Source organism: Thermococcus aciditolerans, from assembly GCF_008152015.1.
In the GTDB taxonomy this organism is placed as follows: Archaea; Methanobacteriota_B; Thermococci; order Thermococcales; family Thermococcaceae; genus Thermococcus; species Thermococcus celericrescens.
Genome location: NZ_CP041932.1, coordinates 1,935,674 through 1,956,477, shown reverse-complemented (window position 1 = coordinate 1,956,477; position 20,804 = coordinate 1,935,674). Strand labels below are relative to the sequence as shown.

General features: G+C 52.3%; 24 protein-coding genes, 3 tRNA genes, 1 other RNA gene and 1 pseudogene. 14 read left to right on the top strand and 15 right to left on the bottom strand.

Translation table 11 applies throughout. The features are described 5' to 3' along the window. Window positions 1-2: 2 nt before the first annotated feature. Genes FPV09_RS10685 through FPV09_RS10670 form a run of 4 tightly spaced genes read right to left on the bottom strand, consistent with a single transcriptional unit; the run spans window position 3 to window position 3,376 of the window. Window positions 3-1,169 (bottom strand): NAD(P)/FAD-dependent oxidoreductase, encoded by a 1,167-nt coding sequence (locus FPV09_RS10685; RefSeq protein WP_148883846.1) that lies wholly within the window; start codon window positions 1,167-1,169, stop codon window positions 3-5. Next, window positions 1,162-1,434 (bottom strand): (2Fe-2S)-binding protein, encoded by a 273-nt coding sequence (locus tag FPV09_RS10680; RefSeq protein WP_148883391.1) that lies wholly within the window; start codon window positions 1,432-1,434, stop codon window positions 1,162-1,164. Before FPV09_RS10680 ends, FPV09_RS10685 begins: the two co-directional genes overlap by 8 nt. Before the next feature lie 5 nt (window positions 1,435-1,439). Further along, window positions 1,440-1,943 (bottom strand): 4Fe-4S dicluster domain-containing protein, encoded by a 504-nt coding sequence (locus FPV09_RS10675; protein WP_148883390.1) that lies wholly within the window; start codon window positions 1,941-1,943, stop codon window positions 1,440-1,442. Further along, window positions 1,940-3,376: an FAD-dependent oxidoreductase gene (locus tag FPV09_RS10670; RefSeq protein ID WP_148883389.1), complete on the bottom strand. Its 1,437-nt coding sequence runs from the start codon at window positions 3,374-3,376 to the stop codon at window positions 1,940-1,942. Before FPV09_RS10670 ends, FPV09_RS10675 begins: the two co-directional genes overlap by 4 nt. Window positions 3,377-3,500: 124 nt before the next feature. Between FPV09_RS10670 and ffs the strand changes: the two genes are divergently transcribed. The 7 genes from ffs to FPV09_RS12030 all read left to right on the top strand — a co-directional run bounded on the left by ffs (window position 3,501) and on the right by FPV09_RS12030 (window position 6,323). Next, window positions 3,501-3,814: signal recognition particle sRNA (ffs, locus tag FPV09_RS10665), an RNA gene on the top strand. A 62-nt stretch (window positions 3,815-3,876) separates the two neighbouring features. Next, window positions 3,877-4,782, top strand: a complete 906-nt coding sequence (locus FPV09_RS10660; RefSeq protein ID WP_148883388.1) for a dihydroorotate dehydrogenase — start codon at window positions 3,877-3,879, stop codon at window positions 4,780-4,782. Window positions 4,783-4,784: 2 nt separating this feature from the next. Further along, window positions 4,785-4,931, top strand: coding sequence for a hypothetical protein (locus FPV09_RS12035; RefSeq protein WP_168194767.1), 147 nt, complete (start codon window positions 4,785-4,787; stop codon window positions 4,929-4,931). Window positions 4,932-4,936: 5 nt separating this feature from the next. Continuing rightward, window positions 4,937-5,656: a 7-cyano-7-deazaguanine synthase QueC gene (queC, locus tag FPV09_RS10655; RefSeq protein WP_148883845.1), complete on the top strand. Its 720-nt coding sequence runs from the start codon at window positions 4,937-4,939 to the stop codon at window positions 5,654-5,656. 89 nt (window positions 5,657-5,745) lie between these two features. After that, window positions 5,746-5,822, top strand: a tRNA-Phe gene (locus FPV09_RS10650). Between the two features lie 10 nt (window positions 5,823-5,832). Further along, a tRNA-Gly gene (locus tag FPV09_RS10645) sits at window positions 5,833-5,910 on the top strand. A gap of 266 nt (window positions 5,911-6,176) precedes the next feature. Next, window positions 6,177-6,323 carry a hypothetical protein gene (locus FPV09_RS12030; protein WP_168194766.1) on the top strand — a complete coding sequence of 49 codons (147 nt, stop codon included), beginning with the start codon at window positions 6,177-6,179 and terminating at the stop codon, window positions 6,321-6,323. A gap of 984 nt (window positions 6,324-7,307) precedes the next feature. On the opposite strand, the gene FPV09_RS10640 is transcribed toward FPV09_RS12030, so the two are convergent. Further along, a tRNA-Val gene (locus FPV09_RS10640) sits at window positions 7,308-7,385 on the bottom strand. Window positions 7,386-7,427: 42 nt separating this feature from the next. Next, window positions 7,428-8,222 carry a diphthine synthase gene (gene dph5 / locus FPV09_RS10635; RefSeq protein ID WP_148883844.1) on the bottom strand — a complete coding sequence of 265 codons (795 nt, stop codon included), beginning with the start codon at window positions 8,220-8,222 and terminating at the stop codon, window positions 7,428-7,430. Between the two features lie 103 nt (window positions 8,223-8,325). Between dph5 and FPV09_RS10630 the strand changes: the two genes are divergently transcribed. After that, window positions 8,326-9,057: a helix-turn-helix domain-containing protein gene (locus FPV09_RS10630; RefSeq protein WP_058938382.1), complete on the top strand. Its 732-nt coding sequence runs from the start codon at window positions 8,326-8,328 to the stop codon at window positions 9,055-9,057. A 2-nt stretch (window positions 9,058-9,059) separates the two neighbouring features. Here FPV09_RS10630 and FPV09_RS10625 read toward each other — a convergent pair whose 3' ends face one another. Beyond that, on the bottom strand, window positions 9,060-9,845 hold the full coding sequence (locus FPV09_RS10625) for a 4-phosphopantoate--beta-alanine ligase (protein ID WP_148883387.1): 786 nt from the start codon (window positions 9,843-9,845) through the stop codon (window positions 9,060-9,062). Window positions 9,846-10,024: 179 nt separating this feature from the next. Between FPV09_RS10625 and FPV09_RS10620 the strand changes: the two genes are divergently transcribed. After that, the gene (locus FPV09_RS10620; RefSeq protein ID WP_148883386.1) at window positions 10,025-10,867 is read left to right on the top strand and encodes a sulfide/dihydroorotate dehydrogenase-like FAD/NAD-binding protein; all 843 of its coding nucleotides are present in this window, start codon (window positions 10,025-10,027) and stop codon (window positions 10,865-10,867) included. Continuing rightward, on the top strand, window positions 10,868-12,304 hold the full coding sequence (gltA, locus tag FPV09_RS10615; protein ID WP_148883385.1) for an NADPH-dependent glutamate synthase: 1,437 nt from the start codon (window positions 10,868-10,870) through the stop codon (window positions 12,302-12,304). 13 nt (window positions 12,305-12,317) lie between these two features. Here the strand turns inward: gltA and FPV09_RS10610 are convergent, their stop codons facing one another. Beyond that, the gene (locus FPV09_RS10610) at window positions 12,318-12,782 is read right to left on the bottom strand and encodes a hypothetical protein (RefSeq protein ID WP_148883384.1); all 465 of its coding nucleotides are present in this window, start codon (window positions 12,780-12,782) and stop codon (window positions 12,318-12,320) included. Window positions 12,783-13,170: 388 nt separating this feature from the next. Between FPV09_RS10610 and FPV09_RS10605 the strand changes: the two genes are divergently transcribed. Both FPV09_RS10605 and FPV09_RS10600 read left to right on the top strand, forming a co-directional pair. Then, entirely contained in the window at window positions 13,171-13,689 is a 519-nt protein-coding gene (locus FPV09_RS10605) for a hypothetical protein (RefSeq protein ID WP_148883383.1), read from the top strand. Window positions 13,690-13,781: 92 nt separating this feature from the next. Beyond that, window positions 13,782-14,141, top strand: a complete 360-nt coding sequence (locus FPV09_RS10600; protein ID WP_148883382.1) for a hypothetical protein — start codon at window positions 13,782-13,784, stop codon at window positions 14,139-14,141. A gap of 47 nt (window positions 14,142-14,188) precedes the next feature. On the opposite strand, the gene FPV09_RS10595 is transcribed toward FPV09_RS10600, so the two are convergent. Then, window positions 14,189-14,611, bottom strand: a complete 423-nt coding sequence (locus FPV09_RS10595; protein ID WP_148883381.1) for a hypothetical protein — start codon at window positions 14,609-14,611, stop codon at window positions 14,189-14,191. 161 nt (window positions 14,612-14,772) lie between these two features. On the opposite strand from FPV09_RS10595, the gene FPV09_RS10590 reads away from it, so the two are divergent. After that, window positions 14,773-15,321, top strand: a complete 549-nt coding sequence (locus FPV09_RS10590) for a site-specific integrase (protein WP_148883380.1) — start codon at window positions 14,773-14,775, stop codon at window positions 15,319-15,321. Window positions 15,322-15,602: 281 nt separating this feature from the next. After that, window positions 15,603-16,874, top strand: a complete 1,272-nt coding sequence (locus FPV09_RS10585) for an AAA family ATPase (RefSeq protein WP_148883379.1) — start codon at window positions 15,603-15,605, stop codon at window positions 16,872-16,874. A gap of 147 nt (window positions 16,875-17,021) precedes the next feature. Here the strand turns inward: FPV09_RS10585 and FPV09_RS12025 are convergent, their stop codons facing one another. The 6 genes and pseudogenes from FPV09_RS12025 to FPV09_RS10560 form a co-directional block, all read right to left on the bottom strand. Continuing rightward, window positions 17,022-17,198, bottom strand: coding sequence for a hypothetical protein (locus FPV09_RS12025; protein WP_168194765.1), 177 nt, complete (start codon window positions 17,196-17,198; stop codon window positions 17,022-17,024). Between the two features lie 94 nt (window positions 17,199-17,292). Next, window positions 17,293-18,377, bottom strand: a pseudogene (locus FPV09_RS10580) (RNA-guided endonuclease InsQ/TnpB family protein). 219 nt (window positions 18,378-18,596) lie between these two features. Continuing rightward, window positions 18,597-18,926 (bottom strand): hypothetical protein, encoded by a 330-nt coding sequence (locus tag FPV09_RS10575; protein ID WP_148883378.1) that lies wholly within the window; start codon window positions 18,924-18,926, stop codon window positions 18,597-18,599. A 66-nt stretch (window positions 18,927-18,992) separates the two neighbouring features. Beyond that, entirely contained in the window at window positions 18,993-19,544 is a 552-nt protein-coding gene (locus FPV09_RS10570) for a hypothetical protein (protein ID WP_148883377.1), read from the bottom strand. A 48-nt stretch (window positions 19,545-19,592) separates the two neighbouring features. After that, window positions 19,593-19,961, bottom strand: coding sequence for a DUF302 domain-containing protein (locus FPV09_RS10565; RefSeq protein WP_148883376.1), 369 nt, complete (start codon window positions 19,959-19,961; stop codon window positions 19,593-19,595). A 223-nt stretch (window positions 19,962-20,184) separates the two neighbouring features. Continuing rightward, the gene (locus FPV09_RS10560; RefSeq protein WP_148883375.1) at window positions 20,185-20,646 is read right to left on the bottom strand and encodes a hypothetical protein; all 462 of its coding nucleotides are present in this window, start codon (window positions 20,644-20,646) and stop codon (window positions 20,185-20,187) included. Between the last annotated feature and the right edge of the window lie 158 nt (window positions 20,647-20,804).

Genomic DNA, 20,804 nt, shown 5'->3' with positions numbered 1-20,804 from the left:
GGTCAGCCTATCTGGAAGGCCGAACTCCTCAGCTCTCCCCTCTCGAAGCGGTAGGGGTCGTACCACTCCCAGTCGAGCGGAACCTTCGAGCGGCCCTTTGAAATCAGCTCGGCCATCGCCTCCCCAACGGCCGGTGCCATCATAAAGCCGTGGCCAGAGAACCCCGCCGCTATGTAGAAGTTGTCAAGGAGCTTTCCTAATGCAGGGTTGCTGTCAGGAGTTTTCGCGTAGAAGCCCGCCCACTGGCGGACTATGTGAGCGTAGCGCAGCGGCGGGGCGATTCTGACGGCATACTCCAGAACGCCGCGCAGGAAGTCATAGGTCGGCTCGTAGTCGTCGAGGCTCTTGGCTTTGTGCTCTATCCCGGCACCGCAGATTATTCCGCCGTCCTCTCCGTCCTGGATTATATAGGCGTCGTTCCAGCTCGGCGGGCAGACCAGCGGTTCGGCCTGTCCGGGCTCCAGCGGTTCGGTTTTGACGAGCTGGTGCTTGTAGGCGGTGATGGGAACGAGGTCCCGCTTTAAGCCAGCCATCTCGTTGATGAGCGGCGCCCAAGCGTTGGCCGCGTTCAAAACGGCATCGACCTTAACGCTCTCGATCCTCCCGTTGCTCCTGAACTTCACGGCGGTTATGGCATCTCCCTCGCGCTTGAAGCCAACCACTTCCGTATGCTCCCTCGCATCAACGCCGAGCTCCTTAGCCCGGAAGAGGTAGGCAAAGAGCGTCTTGAAGGGGTTCGCCTTGCCGTCCTTCGGGTTCCACGCTCCAGCTAAGAAAGGCTCTGTGTTGAGGATCGGCACTATATCCTTGGCCTCGTCCATATCGATGAGCCTCGTTGGGACACCGAACTTGTTCTGGAGCTTTATGTTTGCCTTGAAGGCTTCAACCTCCTCCTCGCTCGTGGCCAGGAACAGGTAGCCGGTCTGCCTGAAGACGATGTCGCTCTCCAGCTCCTCCTCAAGCTTTTCCCAGCGCTCAACGGAGTACTTCATGAGCCTGATGTTGGCCTCGTCCGTGAACTGCGCCCTGATTCCCGTAGCGCAGCGGAAGGTGGAGCCCGAGCCGAAGTAGTTCTTCTCGAAGAGGATTACCTCCTCCCCCAGCTTCGCCAGCTCGTAGGCGGTGGCGACCCCTATTATCCCGCCGCCGATGATGGCTATTTTACTCATCGGCACCACCCACTATGACCTCTACGCGAACGGGCCTCGTGGGGACCCTCGCCTTTGGAAGCGGTATCTCCTCCTGCCTCTTTCCAGTTTTCCTCGCGAGGATCGACAGCACTATAGGAATACAAGTCCTTCCCTGGCAGGGGCCCATTCCTATGCGGAGAAGCCTCTTGAGCTCCTCGATGTCAGTGACGCCGGAATCGATGAGCGCCTCAATTTCCTCAACGGTGACGTCGTTACAGCGACAGACGATTTTCTTTCCCCCCATTTCAATCACCTCTCAACCCTCACGGCGCGGACGTCCCAAGCCAGCTCTATCGGCACCTCGACGATGAGTATCGGCGTGTCACCCTTGCTCTTCTCCCTCGGCACGATCGTGAGCACCTTCCCCTTTCCAACAGGCTCGCCGACCCTGTTGAGAAGAACGACCTCCTCCCCCTTCTCGGGAACCGGAAGGAGTTCGTGGGGCATCGTTATGCGCGCTTTGTCGCCGACGTAGTGCACCATGAAGAAGGCCAGACCAGGGCAGATCTGGACGCATAGGGAGCAGCCAATGCACTTGTCGTAATCGACTATCGGCAGGTCGTTCGGGGTGGGCATGCTTATGGCCCCGGTGGGGCATATCTCCCTGCACGGGGCGCAGGGTATCTCCTGCGGGCACTCCGGAACTGCTACCGGCCGCTTCCTGAGTCTCTCCTCGCTCGGCAGGGGAATGAACTTTTCAAGCTCCTCCGGGGTGATGTAACCGTTTCTGAGGTAAGAAGGAATTTCACTCATTCTCTCACCACCAGAGCCTTCTTTATGCCCTCGAGCACGTGCCTGCCGAAGGGCCCGGAGCGGAACTCCAGAAGGTCTTTTTGAGCCTTCTCCATCTCCTTAAGCCAGCCCTCGTCCGCTATGCCCAGCCGAAGCGCGGCTGCAATTCCGGCGACCTTGCCCTCAAGCATCGCGGTCGTTGCCTCCTCTATCCCGGCCGAGTCGCCCGCCACGAAGATTCCTCTGACGGTGGTCTCCATCCACTCGTCGCGGACAGCCACGTGCCCGCTGAGCTCGCGGACATACATGATCTGGCAGCCGGCCTGGTGGAGGAGCTCGATGCTGGGCCTCAGTCCAACGGCGAGGGCTATGACGTCAACCTCAAAGGTTCTCTCCGTTCCGGGGATGACCCGCCAGTTCTCATCGAGCTGGGCAACGATTGCCCTTTCGACCTTCTCCCTGCCCTCGGCGCGTAGGATGGTGTGCCTCGTGAGTATCGGAACGCCCAGGCGCCTAACCTTGGCCGCGTGGACGAAGTAGCCGCCGACCTTCGGCATGGCCTCGACTATCGCCTTCACCTCAACGCCGGCCTGAATGAGCTGATACGCCAGAATAAGTCCCACGTTTCCGGCTCCAACGATTAGAACCTTATCGCCGGGCTTGACGCCGTAAGTGTTCATGAGCGTCTGAATCGCGCCGGCACCGTAGATCCCCGGTAAATCGTTGTTCTCGAATGGTATCATCTTCTCCATCGCGCCGGTTGCCACGATAACCGCCCTTCCGCGGAACTCTATCAGCTCGCGGTTGTTCTTGACTGCCAGGACGAGCTTCTCGTCGCCCTCCTGAAAGATGCCAACGGCGGACGTTTCAAGGAAGATTTCAACGTTTTCCCTCTTCCTGGCTTCATCCTCAAGAATTTTGGCTATCTCCACGCCCCTGACTCCCGCGAACTGCTCGCGCTTGCCGAAGAACTTGTGGGTCTGCTTGACGAGCTGGCCGCCGAGCATGGGGTTCTCATCGAGAAGAACGACGCTCGCTCCTGCGTCAGCCGCGTGGATAGCTGCCATTAGGCCGGCTGGACCGCCGCCCACTATAACGACGTCCGCCCTGACGACCTTTGCGTCCTTGAACTCAGGCGGCTTTGCTTCCTTCGGCAACTTGGCCTTTCCGCGCTGGGGTTCGATCCTCATGCCGTCCTCGACGAGGGTTATGCAGGTTCTGACGTTCGGGATTCCGTTCACGACCATCAGACACGAGGAGCATTTGCCGATGGCGCAGAAGAGACCCCTTGGGCGTCTCTCGTTGGCGGAGTAGTTTAGAACCCTGATTCCAGCGGCGTGAAGGGCCGTCGCTATCGTTTCCCCCTCGTATGCCTTGATCGGCCGTCCTTCAAAGTATATTGTAACCTCCCTGCCACGCTCAAAACGCAGAACAGGATGCTCAGTTAAGCGCATGGTGTATCACCCATGCACCTATTCGTTCATGCATTTATGAAAATTTTTCAATCCGAAGGTTCTTCACCTTTGGTTTCAGGGATTACCAAAGCTTTATATATCAGGTGGAGGATAAGTTAGCTGGCGGCGGGCTAGGCCGGGGGGTTCGGCGTCCCCTGCAACCGGAAACCGTCGATATGCCGGGGCCGAAGCCCGGGGGGCGGTTCCCAAAGCCGCCCGCGGAAGCCGGGGCACAACGGTGATCCCTCGTCCCACGGGGCCGGCGGTGGGTGGGGTCCGGCTGGAGGGCCGGACTAACGCCCTTTGCCCGCCGAACCCCGCCAGGCCCGGAAGGGAGCAGCGGTAGGCGGGACGTTCGGCGCTCGTGGGGTAGCGGGGGTGAGCGAGCCCCGGTGGAAACGGGCGGTGGAGGGTTCCCACCCCCGGGCGCGCCCGCCGCCACTAGAATTCCGGCAAAAACCTTAATAGTGGACGGCTTCTTTTGCCTTTGAGGTGTCAAGATGGCCAGCCTTGAAGTGGAGCTTTTCGGGATAAGGTTCAAGAACCCGCTCATTCTCGCATCCGGAATAAACGACAAGGTCCCCGAACAATGGATTAGAGCGCACGAGGAGGGCGCCGGAGGGGTGGTCACCAAATCAATCGGAATCGAACCGAGGAAGGGCTACGACAACCCCACAATCGTAGAGCTTCCCTACGGCCTGGTAAACGCGATGGGCCTACCGAACCCAGGCTGGAGGGGTTTCCTCGAGATGGTCGAGGGTTACACCTTCGACTTTCCGCTCATAGTCTCGATTTTCGGTGGAACACCAGAGGAGTTCGCCTTCCTGGCGGAAAAGCTGAGCGACGTCGCCGATGCATTCGAGCTGAACCTCAGCTGTCCCCACGCGAAGGGCTACGGCATGGAGATCGGCCAGAAGCCGGAGAACGTCCACGAGGTCGTCAAAGCCGTCAAAGATGCAACCGACAGGCCTGTGATAGCAAAGCTGACCCCGAACATAGACGACATAACGAAGCTCGGTGTAGCGGCGGAAAAAGCTGGGGCGGATGCGGTTTCGGCGATAAACACGCTGAAGGCTGTGGCGATTGACGTATACGCGAGGAGGCCCATCCTCAGCAACCGTGTCGGCGGCTATTCGGGGCCCGGGGTGAAGCCCGTGGCGTTAAGAGCTGTGTACGACCTCGCGAGAACGCTTGAAATCCCGGTTATTGGAATCGGCGGTATAACCACCTGGCAGGATGCTGTGGAGTTCCTCCTGGCCGGAGCCTCGGCCCTTCAGGTTGGTACTGCCGTCTCGCTCCGCGGGTGGAAGGTGTTCCAGGAGATAAACAAGGGAATAGCTAGATACCTCGAGGACGAGGGCTTTTCGAGCGTGAGGGATATAGTCGGCCTAGCGCTGGAGGAGTAAACATGAAGAAGTGGAAAACATTCTCATTGGGCAGAGATTTGAGTCCCGAAGAAATAGAAAAAGCCACAGAAGAAGCTCTCAATGAGGCTACAAGTGACATCGAACTTCCAGAAAACTTTAAGCCATCAAAATTGGATTTGAGCTGGTGAGAAAAATGAAGCGCGCTGTGGTGTTGTTCTCGGGGGGGCTTGACTCGACGGCCTGCCTGTACTGGGCGAAGAGGAACTACGACGAGGTCATAATGCTCACCGTGAACTACGGAAGCAACGAGGAGAGGGTCACGAACAGGGTGGCGGAGTTCTTCTCAAAGGAGCTGGATGTTCCGCTGAAGGTGGTACAGCTCAACTTCCTTGAGGAGTTTTCGAAGCTGAGGGGAACGACCCTCGTTGGAGGGGAAACGCCGAAGGTTACCGCCAAGGAGCTTGAGGACATGAGCGTTGCGCAGGAAACGGCCAAGAGCGTCTGGGTTCCGGCGAGAAACGTTGTCCTCATAAGCGCTGCCGCCTCGCTCCTAGATGCGCTCGGCGGCGGGGACATAATAGTCGGATTCAACTCCGAGGAGGGAGCCACCTTCCCGGACAACACGCCCGAGTTCGTGGAGAGGATGAACGAGATGCTGAAGTACGGCACAATGGCCGATGTGAGGGTCGTTGCACCGCTCATAGACCTCGACAAGAAGGGAATAGCGAGGCTTTTGAAGGAGCTGGACGCGAAGTACGAGTACTCCAACTCCTGCTACATGCCGAAGGGCTTCACCGAGGACGGAAAGCCGATACACTGCGGCGAGTGTGAGAGCTGTGTGCGGCGCCATCGCGGTCTGATTGAGGCTATCGGGGAGGACAGGACTGTTTACGCGGTTAAGCCCAAGATATGACGTCCGCTCAAAATCCCCACAGCAGTGCAGTGTCGCCCCGGCCCACCGCAAGATTTATAAATCTCTGCCTGCCCCTTATCTTTGGGCGTGGGGCGGTAGCTCAGCCTGGGAGAGCGCCGGACTGAAGATCCGGGTGTCGGGGGTTCAAATCCCCCTCGCCCCACCACTTCTCGCGTGCGGTGGTAGTCTAGCCTGGTCTAGGACACCGGCCTTCCAAGCCGGTGACCCGGGTTCAAATCCCGGCCACCGCACCATTCCAGTTTTACGATGATTTCTGAAACTTCCTCACCCAAGAATATCCTTTTCGGGCGATCAGACTCTGGAGCACATCATGAAGTTTCAGGTTTGGCTCTACAGCCTCTTCTGGGGTCAGCCCAAAGATATCCAATCTAACTTCCATTGGTATCGTTCTCCGCGTTAAACCTGAAGCGGAAGATTTATTAGCTATTAAAGTAATCCTTCAAAAGAAATAAACGCATGTGTGTCTGGGTAGCCACACAGAGAAATGGGGAGGTGCACCATGGGAGAAGAGAAGAAGGGGCTGTCGTTTGGAGACGGATTCAAGTTCGGACTTGGATTTTTTACGGCCGCGCTGATATTTTATCTCCTGATACTGATATTGACGCTGGTTCTGATTGGGGTAATGGGATGGTCAATGCTCAGTTAGGGCAGTGCTCCCCACCATAACGCCCCAACCCATTTCATTTTTGTGAAGTACTGCCAAAGAAACACGCGAACTTGGTCAAACCTCGCGCAGGCGAACAAACTTTTAGAAAAAGCTTGACCAAAGAAACTTTGCTTTCGCAAAGTTTCATCAAAGTTTGTGATTCTTCCTCCCAAAGTGCAGTTGAAGAGAGTTTGCACTGCCAAACTACCATTTTTGAGCAAGGAATTCACTCTCAAAAGCTCCCGAAATGCAGGTTTAACTCCAAAAGCGCTCCACAGGAGCGCGGGAGAAGTAAACCCACTCAAACAAAGCAACTTCAAAAGGAATTCCTCACCAAAACACACGTCCAAAAAGGCAAACCATCTCAAAAAACACCTCAAACAAGAATCACGAACCTTGATCAAACTTCGCGCAGAAGCTTTTGGAAAAAGCTTCACCAAAAGTTCGTAGCTCATCGCTAAAGGCGTCATTACAAGCCAGTTTTTCAAATTAAGGCATTCCTTTTTGAGCGAGAACAAATTGCAAGGAGTCCCTTGGAATGGGTTTGCTTTCTTTTGACGCCCTACGGGCGTATTTTTAGGGGTAAACCCCTTTACAAGGAGTCCCTAAAGGAGTTCTCACTCAAAACAATTGATTTCAAGTAGAAAACCTCTAGAGAACTTGCACTTCAAGAAGGAGCTACCAACTTTGATGAAACTTTGCGCAGGCGAGCAAACTTTTAGAAAAAGTTTGACCAAAAGAATGCCCTTCTCATAAGATGGCAGAAATCAATCATGCGCTAACCAATGACAACTTTAGAGGGGGTTTCACCTTATAAATAACGCCTTTCAAATCAGTTTCAACTTTGTTTTTGGCGTCCGAAGGACGCCTTCTTGAGTGAAACACTCTCCAAAAAGCACGTGGAAAAGAAACCCAACTCAAAATGGACACTTTTAGAAAATGCATCTTGTTTTCCGCCAGCGCTTGCGCAAGCAAGGGCTGTTATGGTGGGCCCGCGGGGGTTCGAACCCCGGACCTCCGCCGTGTGAGGGCGGCGTCATAACCAGGCTAGACCACGGGCCCGTCCCCGGGATAATGAGTGGGGAGAGAAATATAAAGCTTTCGCTAGATTCCGTCGAGTATCTCTTTCGGGGCCCCCGCGAAGGCCACCAGGTACTCCGCCTCCACTATGTGGAGCCTACCCGGAACGACCATCACGTGGGGCTGCCTTCCGAAGTCCTCCTTGAGCATGTCCCTGACGTATCCCGCCCTGAGCGTCGGGTTCAGGGAGCCAGCCCTCGCCAAAACCACGACCAGCGTGTCTGGGGTGAAGACGTTTTCTTTCTTCATCTCCTCTACCTGGAGCAGTATCTCCATCGCCTCGTTGGCCGTCATGTAGCGGTTCTGCTCGGCCTTTATGTCGAGGAAGAGCATCGTGTGCAGGTTTCTTTCCATGTTCTCTTTTATCACATCGTAGTGGCTCGTGGGGAACCAGTTCTTCTCCGGATAGGCGACGGTTGCGCTCTTGCCAAACTTGTATATCTGCAGTCCGGTTATCGCTATCGCCGAGTAGATGCTCGGGGCGTGGATGACGTAGCTCTCGATTCCGAGCTCCTTGGCCCTTATCCTGAGGTCGGAGTGCGTCGTCGCCACCATCGGATCGCCGGCGGTGAGGAATGCCACGTCTCTCTCCTTCGCCTCACTCAGCACGATGCGCTCGAAGTGGAGCTCAACCTCCTCCCTGCTGAGCCTTCTTATGGGCTTTCCGATGAGCTCCTCAACCCTGTCCAGCGTTGTTCCGGCCAGAAGGGACGTGTAGAACTCGGCAAAGACCAGGTCGCACTTTCTGGCCACCTCGAGGCCTTTGAGCGTGATGTCCCTCTCGTCGTAAAGACCAAGCCCTATGAAGTATATCGCCATGAGCCTCACCGGGGAGCGTAGGGCGGGGAGTTTTTAAGCTTGAGGGCGAGGATGTTAGGCAATTGCCGAAAAGCTTATAACGATTGACGAACACTTTACCAACATGCTTGAAAAGGAGAAAGAAGCCCTGGCAAAGAGGATAGCGGGGGAAATAACCCTCTCCTCCGACCCCGGTAAAACCATGCGCAAATGGCGTGAGATATTCGGAATCAGCCAGACGGAGCTGGCCGAATACCTCGGCGTCTCTTCTTCGGTCATAAGCGACTACGAGGGTGGCAGGAGAAAGAGCCCCGGCGCGTCCACGATACGGAAGTTCGTCGAGGCCCTCCTTGAGATAGACGAGAAGCGCGGTGGAAACGTGATCCGCGCGTTCAGCAAGACCCTCGGCAGCGAGCTTCCCACGAGCGCCATACTTGACATCAGGGAGTTTGCCCTTCCGATAACCATAAAGGACCTCGTTGGGGCCGTCAGGGGGGAGGTCGTCGCCAACATGCACCTCCTCGACAGGCGCATCTACGGCTACACGGTCGTCGACAGCATAAAGGCGATCCTCGAGATGAGCAGCGAGGAGTTCCTCAAGCTCTACGGCTGGACGACCGAGAGGGCGCTGATATTCACCAAGGTCACAACGGGAAGGAGCCCGATGATAGCGGTTCGCGTTCAGGGACTCAAGCCGGCCGTTGTTGTTCTCCACGGGGTCAAAAAGCTCGATGAGCTCGCTGTAAAGCTCGCCGAGCGTGAGAGGGTTCCGCTGGTGATATCGAACGTTGGAAGTGAGGCAGAGCTCATTGCTGGCCTCAGAAGGCTGGTAGAAAAGACGGAGAAGGAGTTCTGAGTTCACTCCAGCGTCTTCTTCCTCCAGACCCCTCCTTCGGCCAGCTTGGTCAGCCTGCGCTCCATGTGGATGAGCACGTCGCCCAGCGTTTTTTCGTTGTTGTACCCCTTCAGAATCGCGAGGAGCTCTCCGCGGCTGTAATCCTTCATCTCCCTCGCCAGCTCAGTCATTCTCGGATACGCGCGGACTATGTTGTCAACGATGGTTATGTCGGCCATCCTGGCGGAGCGGGAAAGCGGGTTGAGGTCAACGGTGATCACGAACTTGCCCATCCTCACGAGGGCCTCCGTTCTGTCGCCGTCCTCCAGCGGGACAACCACCACGTCGGCCTTCCATATTCCCCCCTCGTCAACCTTCCCCCTCTCATGCTCCAGGCCGGGGATGCGCTTCGTGGGGTTTATCCCGAGGAGCTCCACATCAGGATCGTGCTTCCTCAGCTCCTCCGCTATCGCCTTAACGCGCTCCTCCGTGCGGTAGAAGAGGTTTATCTCGAGCTTGGCGTTTAGCGCTTTTGCCAGCTCTATCGTTTCCTTTGGAACAAGTGCCGCGACGTTGCCGTTGACCGAGATAACCGGGTGCTTCGCCAGGATCAGCTTCGCGACGGCGGCGCGCATGGCCCTCTCGGCGGGTTCTATCGTCTTCTCCCCGATGAGGTAGTCAAAGGCCTCACCGCGGCCGTGGGCTATCAGCCCGGCCTTGGCGGTCATGCCCTTCTCCATTCCCTCGATGATCTTCTCCCGGTAGTACAGGCTCCAGTAGCGCGGATGGCTCTTGGGTATTTCGACCATTTTTATCCCCCCGGTTACTTAGGGTCGGGGCGTAAAAAGCCTTTCTCCCGGCACGGGGCTTATACGCCGTCTTTCAAGTACGGCCGTTCTCAACCTTTGGTTTAAAAAATCTATATAAAAGCCATTTGTCCTAAACCAAAAGTGAACAAACTTGAACAAATGCTCAAGGTGATGCATCCATGTATCGGATAACTGCTAAAGAAGAGCTCGACGTGAGAGACTTTTTTATTGAGGTTGAGGCTCCTCACGTGGCCAAGGCTTGGAAACCCGGCCAATTTGTCGTTTTGCTCATACATGAGAAGGGCGAAAGGATTCCCATGTCCATCTATTACGCCAACAGGGAGACCGGAAGGATAGGAATGTTCATCAGGAGGCACGGAAAGACCACCTTCGACCTCTGGGACAACTTCGACGTTGGAGATTACCTCTACGCGGTCGCGGGACCGCTCGGAAAGCCCATCGAGGTCAAACACTACGGAAACGTCGTCTTCGTCTCCGACGCCGTCTGCGGTCAGGCAGAGAACTACGCCACGCTCAAAGCGATGAAGGAGGCCGGGAACTACACGATCTCAATTCAGACCTTTGAGGACAAAGCCCACTCCTATCCCGAGAAGTTCCTGGCGAAGCCCGTGGCCGACGAATACTACCTCACCACTGAGGACGGCTCGCGCGGAATCAAGGGACACTACCTCGACGTTCTCAGGGAGCTTATCGAAAAGGACAAGGTGGACATAGTTTTCGGCGGGGGAAAGCTGGGCTCGCTCAAGAAGCTCGCCGAGCTGACCAAGGAGTACGGAATCCCAACCATCGTCACGGTCAGGCAGATAATGGTGGACGGAACCGGCATGTGCGGCTCCTGCAGGATACTCTACGACGGCGAGATAAAGTTCGCCTGCCGCGATGGGCCGATGTTCGACGCCCACAAGGTGGACTGGGACGACGTCATAAGGCGTGACGGCAGATTCGTCCGCGAGCAGGAGATGGCCAAAAAGCACTACCTCGAGTCCAAGGGGGTGGTCTGAATGGCGAAGCCAAAGCTCATCAAGGAACGCGTTCCTACACCCGAGAGACCCGTTGAGGAGCGCGTCAAGAGCTTCGTTGAGGTCAACCTCGGCTATGATTTCGCTTCGGCCGTCAAGGAGGCGGAGCGCTGCATACAGTGCCCGCCGGAGTACGCCCCGTGCATCAAAGGCTGTCCGGTGCACATAAACATTCCGGGCTTTCTAAAGGCCCTCCGCGAGAACGCGGACAAGCCGGATGAGGCCGTTAAGAACGCCCTGCGCGTTATCTGGAATGACAACACGCTGCCGGCTGTTACCGGACGCGTCTGCCCGCAGGAGGAGCAGTGTGAGGCGCCGTGTGTCATGGGCAAGGTCGGAGACCCGATAAACATCGGCAAGCTCGAGAGGTTCGTTGCCGACTACGCCCGCGAGAAGGGCATAGACCGGGAGCTTCTCACGGAGTTCATGGCCGAGACCGATGGAAAGGGCAGGGTGGCGGTCGTTGGTGCCGGACCGGCTGGCCTGACCTGCGCCCTCGAGCTTGCAAAGATGGGCTACAAGGTCACCATATTCGAGGCCCTTCACGAGGCGGGCGGAGTGCTCATGTACGGCATCCCCGAGTTCAGGCTGCCGAAGGACATCCTCAAGACCGAGCTGGACAAGCTGGAAAAGCTCGGAGTCGAGGTCAAGACCAACTACATCGTGGGCAAGACGGTCACCATTGAGGAGCTCCTCGGGGAGTACGATGCAGTCTTCATAGGCACAGGGGCTGGAACTCCAAAGCTGCTCAACATACCCGGAATCCTTCTCGACAGGATTTACAGCGCCAACGAGTTCCTCACGCGCGTGAACCTCATGAAGGCCTACAAGTTCCCCGAGTACGATACGCCGATAGCCGTTGGAAAGAAGGTTATCGTCATAGGTGCCGGAAACACCGCCATGGACGCGGCACGCTCTGCCCTCAGGCTCGGCGCGGAGGTTACAATCGCCTACCGCCGTGGAAGGGAGGATATGACGGCCAGGGTAGAGGAGATAGGCCACGCCGAGGAGGAGGGCGTCAAGTTCGAGTTCTTCCTCACGCCGGTCGAGTTCATAGGCGACGAGAACGGCAAGGTCAAGGCGGTTAAGTTCGAGAAGATACGCCCGCTTGAGGAGAGGGACAAGCGCGGAAAGAGAAAAATCGTTGGAACTGGAGAATACGTAACGCTCGAAGCGGATACAGTCATCATAGCCATAGGCCTTGAGCCGAACAGGATACTCCTCGAGGAGAGCGGCTTTAAGGCCAACCCTGACGGAACGCTGATCGTCGATGAGAACCTCATGACCAGCATTCCAGGAGTCTTCGCCGGTGGCGACGCGATAAGGGGAGAGGCAACGGTTATCCTGGCGATGGGAGACGGAAAGAAGGCCGCGAAGGCGATAGACGAGTACATAAAGGGCAAAAAGGCCAACGCATGAGTCCTTTCTTTTTTCACCACTGTCTTTTCCTATCTCCAACGAAGAACTTCATGAAGCCTGAGAAGTCCTCGCCGCGGAAGGCCGCGTAGAGGCTCTGGGTTTCCTCTGGTGTTAGCCACTCGATCCTCTCTGGAATTCCTTCCTCGAAGAGGTATAGTATCTCGTCGTCCTTTCGGGCCACGTCGAGAGTGTAGATTTTCTTTCCATGCTTACGGGCTATCTCGATTTCTCTAACGACCAGGGAGGTGAACTTGCCGATTATGGCTATCGCCACGAATATCTCGGCCTCGGGAATCAGATGGTCGGTGGTTCTGAGGCCATAGTCGGACGGGATAACAAAGTTGTTGGAACCGAGCTTCTCCTCGAGTATCTCCAGGATAACCCGCTCTGTGTGGGTGTGGTAGAGTATCGTCGGCTCGCTCAGATAGACGAGCGGCCCGTGGGTTTCCTTCTTCTTTTTCTTGAAGAATCCAAACATGGAATCACCTCAGGTGGGGATAATGTCATCATCTGGACATCAGGAGGGATGACACTCATCATCGGTTTTCGACTCAAAAAGCCCTGTTCGGGCTTTATTTTCGAAACGGGGCCCGCAGAGCGGACTTGATGTCATTGGTCAGACCCCCACGTCATCCCTGATTTTCGAAGTTGGTTCTGAAACACCCTTAATAAACTTTCGTTTCAAAAAACAAGGCGAAATAACCCGTGTTTGTTTACGTCATCGGTTAAATTTAAAGGTTGCGAAAAACTCACAACTCAAATATCGCAAAATCCGAGCCCTCACAGCACTCCGTTTCAATTTTTGCATGCAGCATCAGAAAAATGCATGCAAAACTTATTAAGCACCAGACACCACCATGATATTGGTGATATTCATGAACGAAAAAGACGCAATTTCAATAAGACTCAGCTTAGATGCTCACCGGGCACTCCAAGAACTGAAAGAAACCCTAAGAGAGTCGAGGAACTCTTATTCCCTCTCAGACGTCGCGATTACCGCGGCACTGATCACAGAAGCATTCTTCCGAAAGAACCCCCGTCTCGTTCGCAACGTCGCAGGTGCCGCAAAATACCTAAGACTTCAAAAGCTTAGAGAGTTTGAGCCAGTTGACATATTCGAGGCACTCAAGTCGGAATATGAGGAAGAGATACTCAAGTACATCGCCGACTCCGAGTGGGAAACTGCCAGGAACATTAAAGAAATCATTGAGGCGCTAATAAATGATGGATACGTTGATGCAGCTGCCGACGTGCTCTTCATGAACAAAAACAGATTCCCTGAGGAGGAATTTAAAGAGCTCAGCGCCAAAATCCTTGAGGCGCAGATTAAGCTCAAAAAGTCAAAAGAAGTCCGTGTCTCCTCGCCTGATGATACAGACATATAATGTCCCTTTTTTGGACACTTTTTCTGGGGAGTTCCTCGCCGGGAGTTATGTTAATAAATTCGAAGTTTACTTCCAAGTGATGGGTGCATGCGATGGAGTGGATGGTGTACTGCTCGGGTAATACCATAACTCTAATGAAGGTCGAAGCTGGAAGCGTGGGGATAATAAGCCGCAATGGATTCAAACTGGTGGAATTCAAACAACAACCGGAGCACATTTGGACAATAACCGTGCCCCAGGAACTGAATGCAGAGGACATTTTAGCAGAGCTTGTTATCCACAAGGACGTGGGGAAAATGGGATTCTCAAAGAATCTCGCGGGCGAAGACAGAATAATCTTCATGTTTGCTGAGGAAGAGCTCCCGATAATCCTCAAGAAGCTGTTTGGAGTCAAATGCGACATTAACATCGATGTAAATTCAATGCAGTTAGTTCCTGAGGCTGTCGTTTGAGCTGCTTTTTTTGGTTTGTTCACTCCATTGGGACATCAGAAACCGGTTTAAAAATTGAAATTGGGAAGGAGCTTAAACTCCAGGCCCTTCGTGGCGTAATTGAGTATCTTTAAGAAGATCCTCTCCCTGTTGCCATCGCTTAGGTGCAAGGTTAGCTGGATGATGTTTCTGGCTTCAGGAGCTTTTATCAGGACGTTTCGTCGTCGGTTGTGCCCATCTCTGGTGCCTTGAACTTTCCATATTCTTGCCTCAATGTGAGTATCAACCCTGAACGCTTCGGCGTATATGATTAAGGTGTCAAACTCTTTGTCCTGAATGGCGCTGGCGAGGGCAGTTACTGATTCTGGCGGCAGGCGCAGGGTGGTTACTCCTGCGAAGTACTCAGGCAGGTCAGTTGCCTCCAGCACTGCAGTCGGGCCATGTTCAAGTTCGAGACTTAGCGAACCAATCTTCCGAACCCACTTAACCATCATACCACCTCGGCCCCGAGCGGGAGGACACGAATTAAAACTAACGGATCACTCAGCTGTTGAACTTACGGCCATAAGCCAGCAAAATAAACACCAACAAGTAAAACTTAAAAGCATAATTTGCATTTAAATCAAACTAAAAATCCGATTAGGTGAACAGTATGGGCTGGGATATGGGCCTCGATTATGAGGAAACATACAAGCTCCTCCTCAGAGACCTCAACGATGCGAAGAGAAAAGACGGCATAAAAGCACTCAAGAGGAGGCTTTACCTGATAATCCTCCTCACCCAGCTCCGAAACGGTTCCAGGATTGGGGAGGCGATTGAGTTCATATCGAAAGTCTCGCGGGAATACTCGCGGGAGGCCCTTGTAACGGTGGAAAAGCGAACGGACGAATATCAAAGGCTGATGGTGTTGCCCAAAGAAATCAAGAAGGCAGATTTATTGACCGTCAAAGGCATTCTCGAAGAAGAACTCCAAAGGCATGGCAGAAAGGGTATGGTTGCCAAAATCTCAACTTGGGTGAAAAAGACATACGGCTTCAACACCCACAGCCTAAGGTATGCCTTCGTGAGTTATCTCGCACAAAAGAAGTATCCTCCTCAGATTATTGCGAAAATAACGGGGCACAAGAGGCTTGATTACATTCTGCATTACACTCAGGAGAAGGCCGCTCAAGAGTTGCTCGTGAAGCTGGATTTGATTTGAGCAACACTAGTCCCCAGGTAACCCAAAATTTCGTTTACTTTTTTTAATCATAATGGTCATCAATGGTCTTCTTTGTCCAACATATTGGGCAATCTCCGGAAACCAATGATTAAGTATTGAAAGAGTAATTTAAAATCCCAATTTAATCAGCATTTTGAAACTTAGTTCATTTATGCAAATGTAATTTGACATATTGCTCAAACAAACCCAATTAAATCGACGTATGTTCCAAATAATCTTGGTAAAATATTATAAATCATCAGATACCCACTGGGTATTAGGTGATTCCTGTGACGAGATGCAATTATATTGATGCCGAGATTCTGCCGTCGGAGTGTCTTTTTGGGAGGGACAAAGAGCTAAAAGAGCTCAATACTAAGATTAAGAACAATCGATGGACGGTTGTGTCTGGGAAACGCCTTGTGGGCAAAACCACCCTTACAAAAACAGCGGCAAGTGAATCTGGAAGACCTTTCATTTATATCGACCTCTCGACAGTAGCCAAGCAGAGTACTGCAAAAAACATCGCGACCATGGATGCCCTCCTGATACAGCTAATTCGCGAGGCAAAGAGGAGAAATCTAATTGACTGGGACAAATTGAAAAACGAAACAGAGAGCCACTGGAAGGCACAGTTATTTCTCAATGTGCTCCACAGTAACATTGAATACAGCAAAACAAAAGGTGCGGATTTAAAGAGCCTCAACTTATACGAAGTTTTCACGGCCCTGAAGTCAGATACTCCTCCAATAATAATCCTTGATGAGATACAGCTCCTTGGAGTTGAGATATACGCGCTTGCATCTCAGTTAAGAGGGGCATTCCAGCAACAGAAACCAAAGGAACGGCCCATGGTAATTCTAACAGGATCCACAATGAGCATAACCAAACTCTTCTCGAACCCCGAGGAGTATGGATATGAATGGATATTTGATAATGAAGGGTATCACAGCAAACCCAATCCATGGTTCGGGCGGAACTGGCCTGAAATCTTCCTAAAACCCCTCAACCATGATGAGCACGGGAACGAAATGGCAATGGGGTTACTTTCAAAATGCTTGGAAGAGTCAGACAAAAAAGGCTGTCTAAAATCATGGATAATGAAAGAGGTCATACAACAATCCCTCGGCCTCCCTGGTGTCATTGTGAACTTCTGCGCTAATGTAAGTCCCGGATGCGAGAACGTTGAGAAAATAATCCAAATTACGAGAAACATAACTCGCGGGGCGTTACTTATGGAGTTAAGGGATTTAGGATACTCAGCGTATATTCTGGCAAGGGCAAAAAAGGACTTTCGGTTAAGTATTAGAGAGCTTTCAGAACGGCTGGCCAAAGCGTACAGGGGTATGGCTCAAAAGGGCACTTTCTCCAAACGAAACGTCAGGACATGGTTGAACGAAGACAAAGTGCTTACCGGGATGGTACTCAAGGTTCTCCTTGACAGTGGAGTCATTAAAGAAAAGCATGGGAAGTTTATATTTGCACATGACGCATACCGTGATGCTGCAAGAGTAATCAGAGTCGCGTTCCCAGATTTCGTGTTTTCCCGCTAACGCTCACCTTTACATTATTAACTCTCACCTGAAGTAATTCAGTGTAAGGCGAATGCCTTACAGAAAAAATTTTTAAACCCTGCCGGCGTATATTATGTCGGCGGCCCGTAAGGGTCGCACAGAAGCAGAAGAAATGAGAAGAAAGAGTCACCCAGTCCAGAACCAATCATCACGAGCCTCCTGCTTGCGGGTCCTGCTGGTGCGTCCAGCACCCCTCGTGCTGATTGCCGAACCCCTCAGAACCGCGTCCACCGGGTCTAACAAAGCACCTGCCGCGTCCACAAGCCTTGCAATGGCTTTGGCTAATCCAGTACCTCCTCTCATTCCCTCATCACCTCTTCCACCTTGTTCAAAAGAGACCCACGTCATTTTCTCTTTCATTATCTAACCCGGTTAAAGGTTTCGATTCCCGTTCTGGTTAGCCGTAACTTGCGTAAAGTTTGTACATCTCGTTACGGCTAACCTTCCAGCCTCCCGTCTTCATCGGCTGGCGTTCGGGGGGAACGGTGACTCCCCACATCTTCAGGGCCCTCAAGCGGATATTCCAGCTCCCGACCACATCACGGTCGGCTTCAAAACCACAGTCTGAGCACTTCAAAACCCTGCCCCCATTCGGGCTTAATTTCCCCCACATACCGGGCACAGGGAGGAAGTGTGAGCAGGATTCACAAAAACAACCCTAATTCCCCTCAATTTAGCCTTGTATTCGATAATTGACTGGAGCTTGCGAAAACTCCAGCGATGAAGTCTCCCATTCATTTCGGCCGAATACCTGATTGATTCTCTAATTTCCGTTAAATCCTCAAGAGCGAGGCCACCGTATTTTTCCGCCAGCTCAACGATTTTATTGGCGAGCTTATGGTAAATGTCGTTAAGCCTGTTCTTCTCCCTCTCACAGTATTTTTCGAGAAGTTCTCTCTTCCTCTTTCCAGCCTTAAGTTTCTTCTGGATTTTCCTCCTCTTCACGAAGTAACCCGTTCTGATTTCTCGCTCGTGAGTGATGATTTGAACGAATTCCCCGTTTGGAAGGGAAAGGGTTACATTGTTCTCATTCAAATCCACTCCAACAAAGGCCTTAGGCTCTTCAACCTCGACTTCCCTTGAGAAGACAACATTGAGAAAGACTCCTTTTGGCGTTCTAACCAACCACGCTTGGCCAACCTTCCAGTCCTCGAACTTCTCGTGGTATTTTGCAGGATAAAGCTCCAACTGAATCCTCCCGTTTGGAGTGGAGAGTTTTATGGTTTTGTTCTTTAAATCGAGTTTGAACAGGGTGGCGTCAAGCATAATGACTTCCTTCTTAAAAACGGGCTTCCCCTTGGCTTTCCCCTTCTTCCGCTTCCTAAAGCTTTTGAAGATTGCAGTGGCCATTTGACAGGCCGTGTAAATGTAATGACTTGGGAGCTCTGGATACTCCCTGCGTAAACCTTTGTAAGTTTCCTTCCTCAGCCGGTAAAAGCTGGTAACGTTGTTTTTGAAAGCATAAGTGATTAGAAAGTTCACAATCTCCCGATAAGTTTGGAAAATCCCATCTAATCCTTCGGGTGTTTCTTTGAGCTTGAATTTTGCCGTCAGCTTAATCGTCTCTGAGGGCATTCTTTACCGCCCCGATAAGGCGTTTTTTCTTATGAGAACGTGATGATGATTAATTCCCCAACTTTGAAGCCCACCAGCCTCTCCAACCGCCCCGAAACCGGAAGAAATCAGCGTAAGGCACTTGCCTTACACTGGTTCCACCCGCTTTATCTCTCCGACCAGCATCTCCACGAGCTCATCAACACTCTTACCCCTGAACTTGAGAGCATCCTCCTTAGAGTGAACTTGAATAACGTGCCGTTGAGCACTCTCAAAGTCATCAAAAGCATCAAGACAGGCCTTGCAGTAAAACTTCGAGCTTGATGGAACCTCAAACACGAGGGCGCCAATGGCAATGTCCTCGTCAAAGCCCAACTCCTTAAGTTTCTCTGTCGTTAAACTCATCTCCTTTTTGACTGCCTTGAGCAAGACATCATAATCCTCGCTTGCCAGCCCAGACTCCACGTGAAGGAACATACACCCCACCTCGTTGCTGATAAACAGACTGGAGATAAAATTCAAAGCACAGAGGAAGCAAATGAATTAATTCAATTCCCCATTCTCTTCTGGGAGCATTTTTGTTGAAATCTCGAATACTTGACCGTCTGTTATTAGGGTGACTTTTGTGTTGGGCCCGTATTCCGATGCCAGTTGAACAACATGAGTTAATCTTGATTTTATTTCCTCCATTGGCGCCTCTCGTTTGAGGAGGAGTGCCACTTGCAATAATTCAATTAGTGCCTCAACACTGGGTTCTTCCCACTCACCCCAAATGTTGAGGACTAAACTGCCCCAAGAGGGGGAGTATATTCTTGTTTGATCCTCAGAATGAACTGCAATTATCCAGGGGTTACTTTTATCCCCACTCCCAGTTCCAATTGTGCCTCCAATAATAACTTCTTTAATGCCAACTGCATCAGTTTCAAGTCTTAGGATAAAACCACCTCTAACAGGTATGCTAATGGCACCTCCCTGAGAGTTGGGTGGAATACACCTTAGAGAAATCCCCTCCGGAGTTTCATCTGAAATCTCCTCGATGCATCGTCCCCACAGGACGTGGATTTCTTGCTCATCCAAATAAAGCTTGAACACCATTTTTCTCCCCCTCCACTAGTGTTTTATGAAAATTGAAAATTAGAAAACTCAATTGAACCCAATCTCTTTGAGGAGTTCAACGACCCTGTTGAAGGGCTCTGCCAGAACCTCCTCGTCCCAGAACTCCTCGGGCACAGCCATCTTCGCGTGAACCTTACCGTCCTCCTCGTACAGAAGCAGGTGGCAGGGTGCAACCATTCCGATTTCCTCATTCCTCTTCCAGAGGTCGTAAAAGATCTTAGCGTTACAGAGGCCGAGGGTCTTATACTTCGGCATGTCAATGCCCAGCTTGTTTTTCACGACCGCCGTGAAGTCCTGCTCCCAAACAACCGCAAAGCCGGCCTGCGGAAGAACCTCCTTGACCTTAGCCTCAGCCTCATCGAAGGTTCCGTTGAACACCAACTTTGCCTCAATCATTCAATACACCCTCCACTAACCCTTTTTAGCTTGTGGAAAGGTTGCTTATCGAGTAAACGGTCAAACGGCAGAGAAAAATCGGGATTTCTGACTTTATAAAATTTTCGTGTAAGGCATTTGCCTTACACCGATAAAGGATTTTTTACTTAACACAATTTAACAGAATGGGTCCTAACAATCCCGCTTGTTGGGTTTGAAAATGGAACAAAACGCACGGGGAATTTTACTCATCTTGAACGGGCGCGAGGCTTCTCTCCCCATAATCTTTGAGGAATATCCCTGCCGCGTGGAGGAGCGCGTCGATGAACCACTCGCTTGGCTCAACTTCAAAGTAAGCAAGTATGGGCTTCCCGTTAAGTGTGCCCTTCAGGAAAACCCTGTCTTTAGAGAGTTTAATGAGAATTAAATCAGCAATTGCACCCGTTTTGTGGTTTCTTATGACCATTCCTCGGGAGATGGGCATAAAACCGTTGATCCAGAAGGCCTTGATGTCTTCTCCGTCGTGAACTTTGAATATTTTGACTTTTTTGATGTTGATGCTGACGTTGAGGTCTGGTGAAAAGTATCCGTCTGCAATCTGGCCCATATCTAGGTCCTCTGGCTGGGCCTCTTCGAGCTTGAGCTGTTGATTTTCTTTGATGAGCTTGGTAATGATTTCGGTGGGGGTCATGTTGTCTGCATTCATTGACACCACCCCCTTTGGCCCTAAAGAAGACTGTAAACGGTCAAAGTTTTAAAAAGACTGCGTCAGGCTTTTGCCTGACACCGTCTGTGTGATGCAAAAACCTGGCACTAACCACTGGACATCAGTGTAAGGCATTTGCCTTACACCAGCAACCAGCT

Bases quoted from the DNA above. Each gene is read 5' to 3' on its own strand.
- FPV09_RS12025 (WP_168194765.1), bottom strand. From the start codon at position 17,198: ATGAGAGGAGGTACTGGATTAGCCAAAGCCATTGCAAGGCTTGTGGAC.
- FPV09_RS10630 (WP_058938382.1), top strand. From the start codon at position 8,326: ATGCTTGAAAAGGAGAAAGAAGCCCTGGCAAAGAGGATAGCGGGGGAA.
- FPV09_RS10660 (WP_148883388.1), top strand. From the start codon at position 3,877: ATGGCCAGCCTTGAAGTGGAGCTTTTCGGGATAAGGTTCAAGAACCCG.
- dph5 (WP_148883844.1), bottom strand. From the start codon at position 8,222: ATGGCGATATACTTCATAGGGCTTGGTCTTTACGACGAGAGGGACATC.
- FPV09_RS10600 (WP_148883382.1), top strand. From the start codon at position 13,782: ATGGAGTGGATGGTGTACTGCTCGGGTAATACCATAACTCTAATGAAG.
- FPV09_RS10595 (WP_148883381.1), bottom strand. From the start codon at position 14,611: ATGGTTAAGTGGGTTCGGAAGATTGGTTCGCTAAGTCTCGAACTTGAA.
- FPV09_RS10570 (WP_148883377.1), bottom strand. From the start codon at position 19,544: ATGGTGTTCAAGCTTTATTTGGATGAGCAAGAAATCCACGTCCTGTGG.
- FPV09_RS10560 (WP_148883375.1), bottom strand. From the start codon at position 20,646: ATGAATGCAGACAACATGACCCCCACCGAAATCATTACCAAGCTCATC.
- FPV09_RS12030 (WP_168194766.1), top strand. From the start codon at position 6,177: ATGGGAGAAGAGAAGAAGGGGCTGTCGTTTGGAGACGGATTCAAGTTC.
- FPV09_RS10670 (WP_148883389.1), bottom strand. From the start codon at position 3,376: ATGCGCTTAACTGAGCATCCTGTTCTGCGTTTTGAGCGTGGCAGGGAG.
- FPV09_RS10590 (WP_148883380.1), top strand. From the start codon at position 14,773: ATGGGCTGGGATATGGGCCTCGATTATGAGGAAACATACAAGCTCCTC.
- FPV09_RS10625 (WP_148883387.1), bottom strand. From the start codon at position 9,845: ATGGTCGAAATACCCAAGAGCCATCCGCGCTACTGGAGCCTGTACTAC.
- FPV09_RS10680 (WP_148883391.1), bottom strand. From the start codon at position 1,434: ATGGGGGGAAAGAAAATCGTCTGTCGCTGTAACGACGTCACCGTTGAG.
- FPV09_RS10685 (WP_148883846.1), bottom strand. From the start codon at position 1,169: ATGAGTAAAATAGCCATCATCGGCGGCGGGATAATAGGGGTCGCCACC.
- FPV09_RS12035 (WP_168194767.1), top strand. From the start codon at position 4,785: ATGAAGAAGTGGAAAACATTCTCATTGGGCAGAGATTTGAGTCCCGAA.
- queC (WP_148883845.1), top strand. From the start codon at position 4,937: ATGAAGCGCGCTGTGGTGTTGTTCTCGGGGGGGCTTGACTCGACGGCC.
- FPV09_RS10575 (WP_148883378.1), bottom strand. From the start codon at position 18,926: ATGTTCCTTCACGTGGAGTCTGGGCTGGCAAGCGAGGATTATGATGTC.
- FPV09_RS10675 (WP_148883390.1), bottom strand. From the start codon at position 1,943: ATGAGTGAAATTCCTTCTTACCTCAGAAACGGTTACATCACCCCGGAG.
- gltA (WP_148883385.1), top strand. From the start codon at position 10,868: ATGGCGAAGCCAAAGCTCATCAAGGAACGCGTTCCTACACCCGAGAGA.
- FPV09_RS10620 (WP_148883386.1), top strand. From the start codon at position 10,025: ATGTATCGGATAACTGCTAAAGAAGAGCTCGACGTGAGAGACTTTTTT.
- FPV09_RS10565 (WP_148883376.1), bottom strand. From the start codon at position 19,961: ATGATTGAGGCAAAGTTGGTGTTCAACGGAACCTTCGATGAGGCTGAG.
- FPV09_RS10610 (WP_148883384.1), bottom strand. From the start codon at position 12,782: ATGTTTGGATTCTTCAAGAAAAAGAAGAAGGAAACCCACGGGCCGCTC.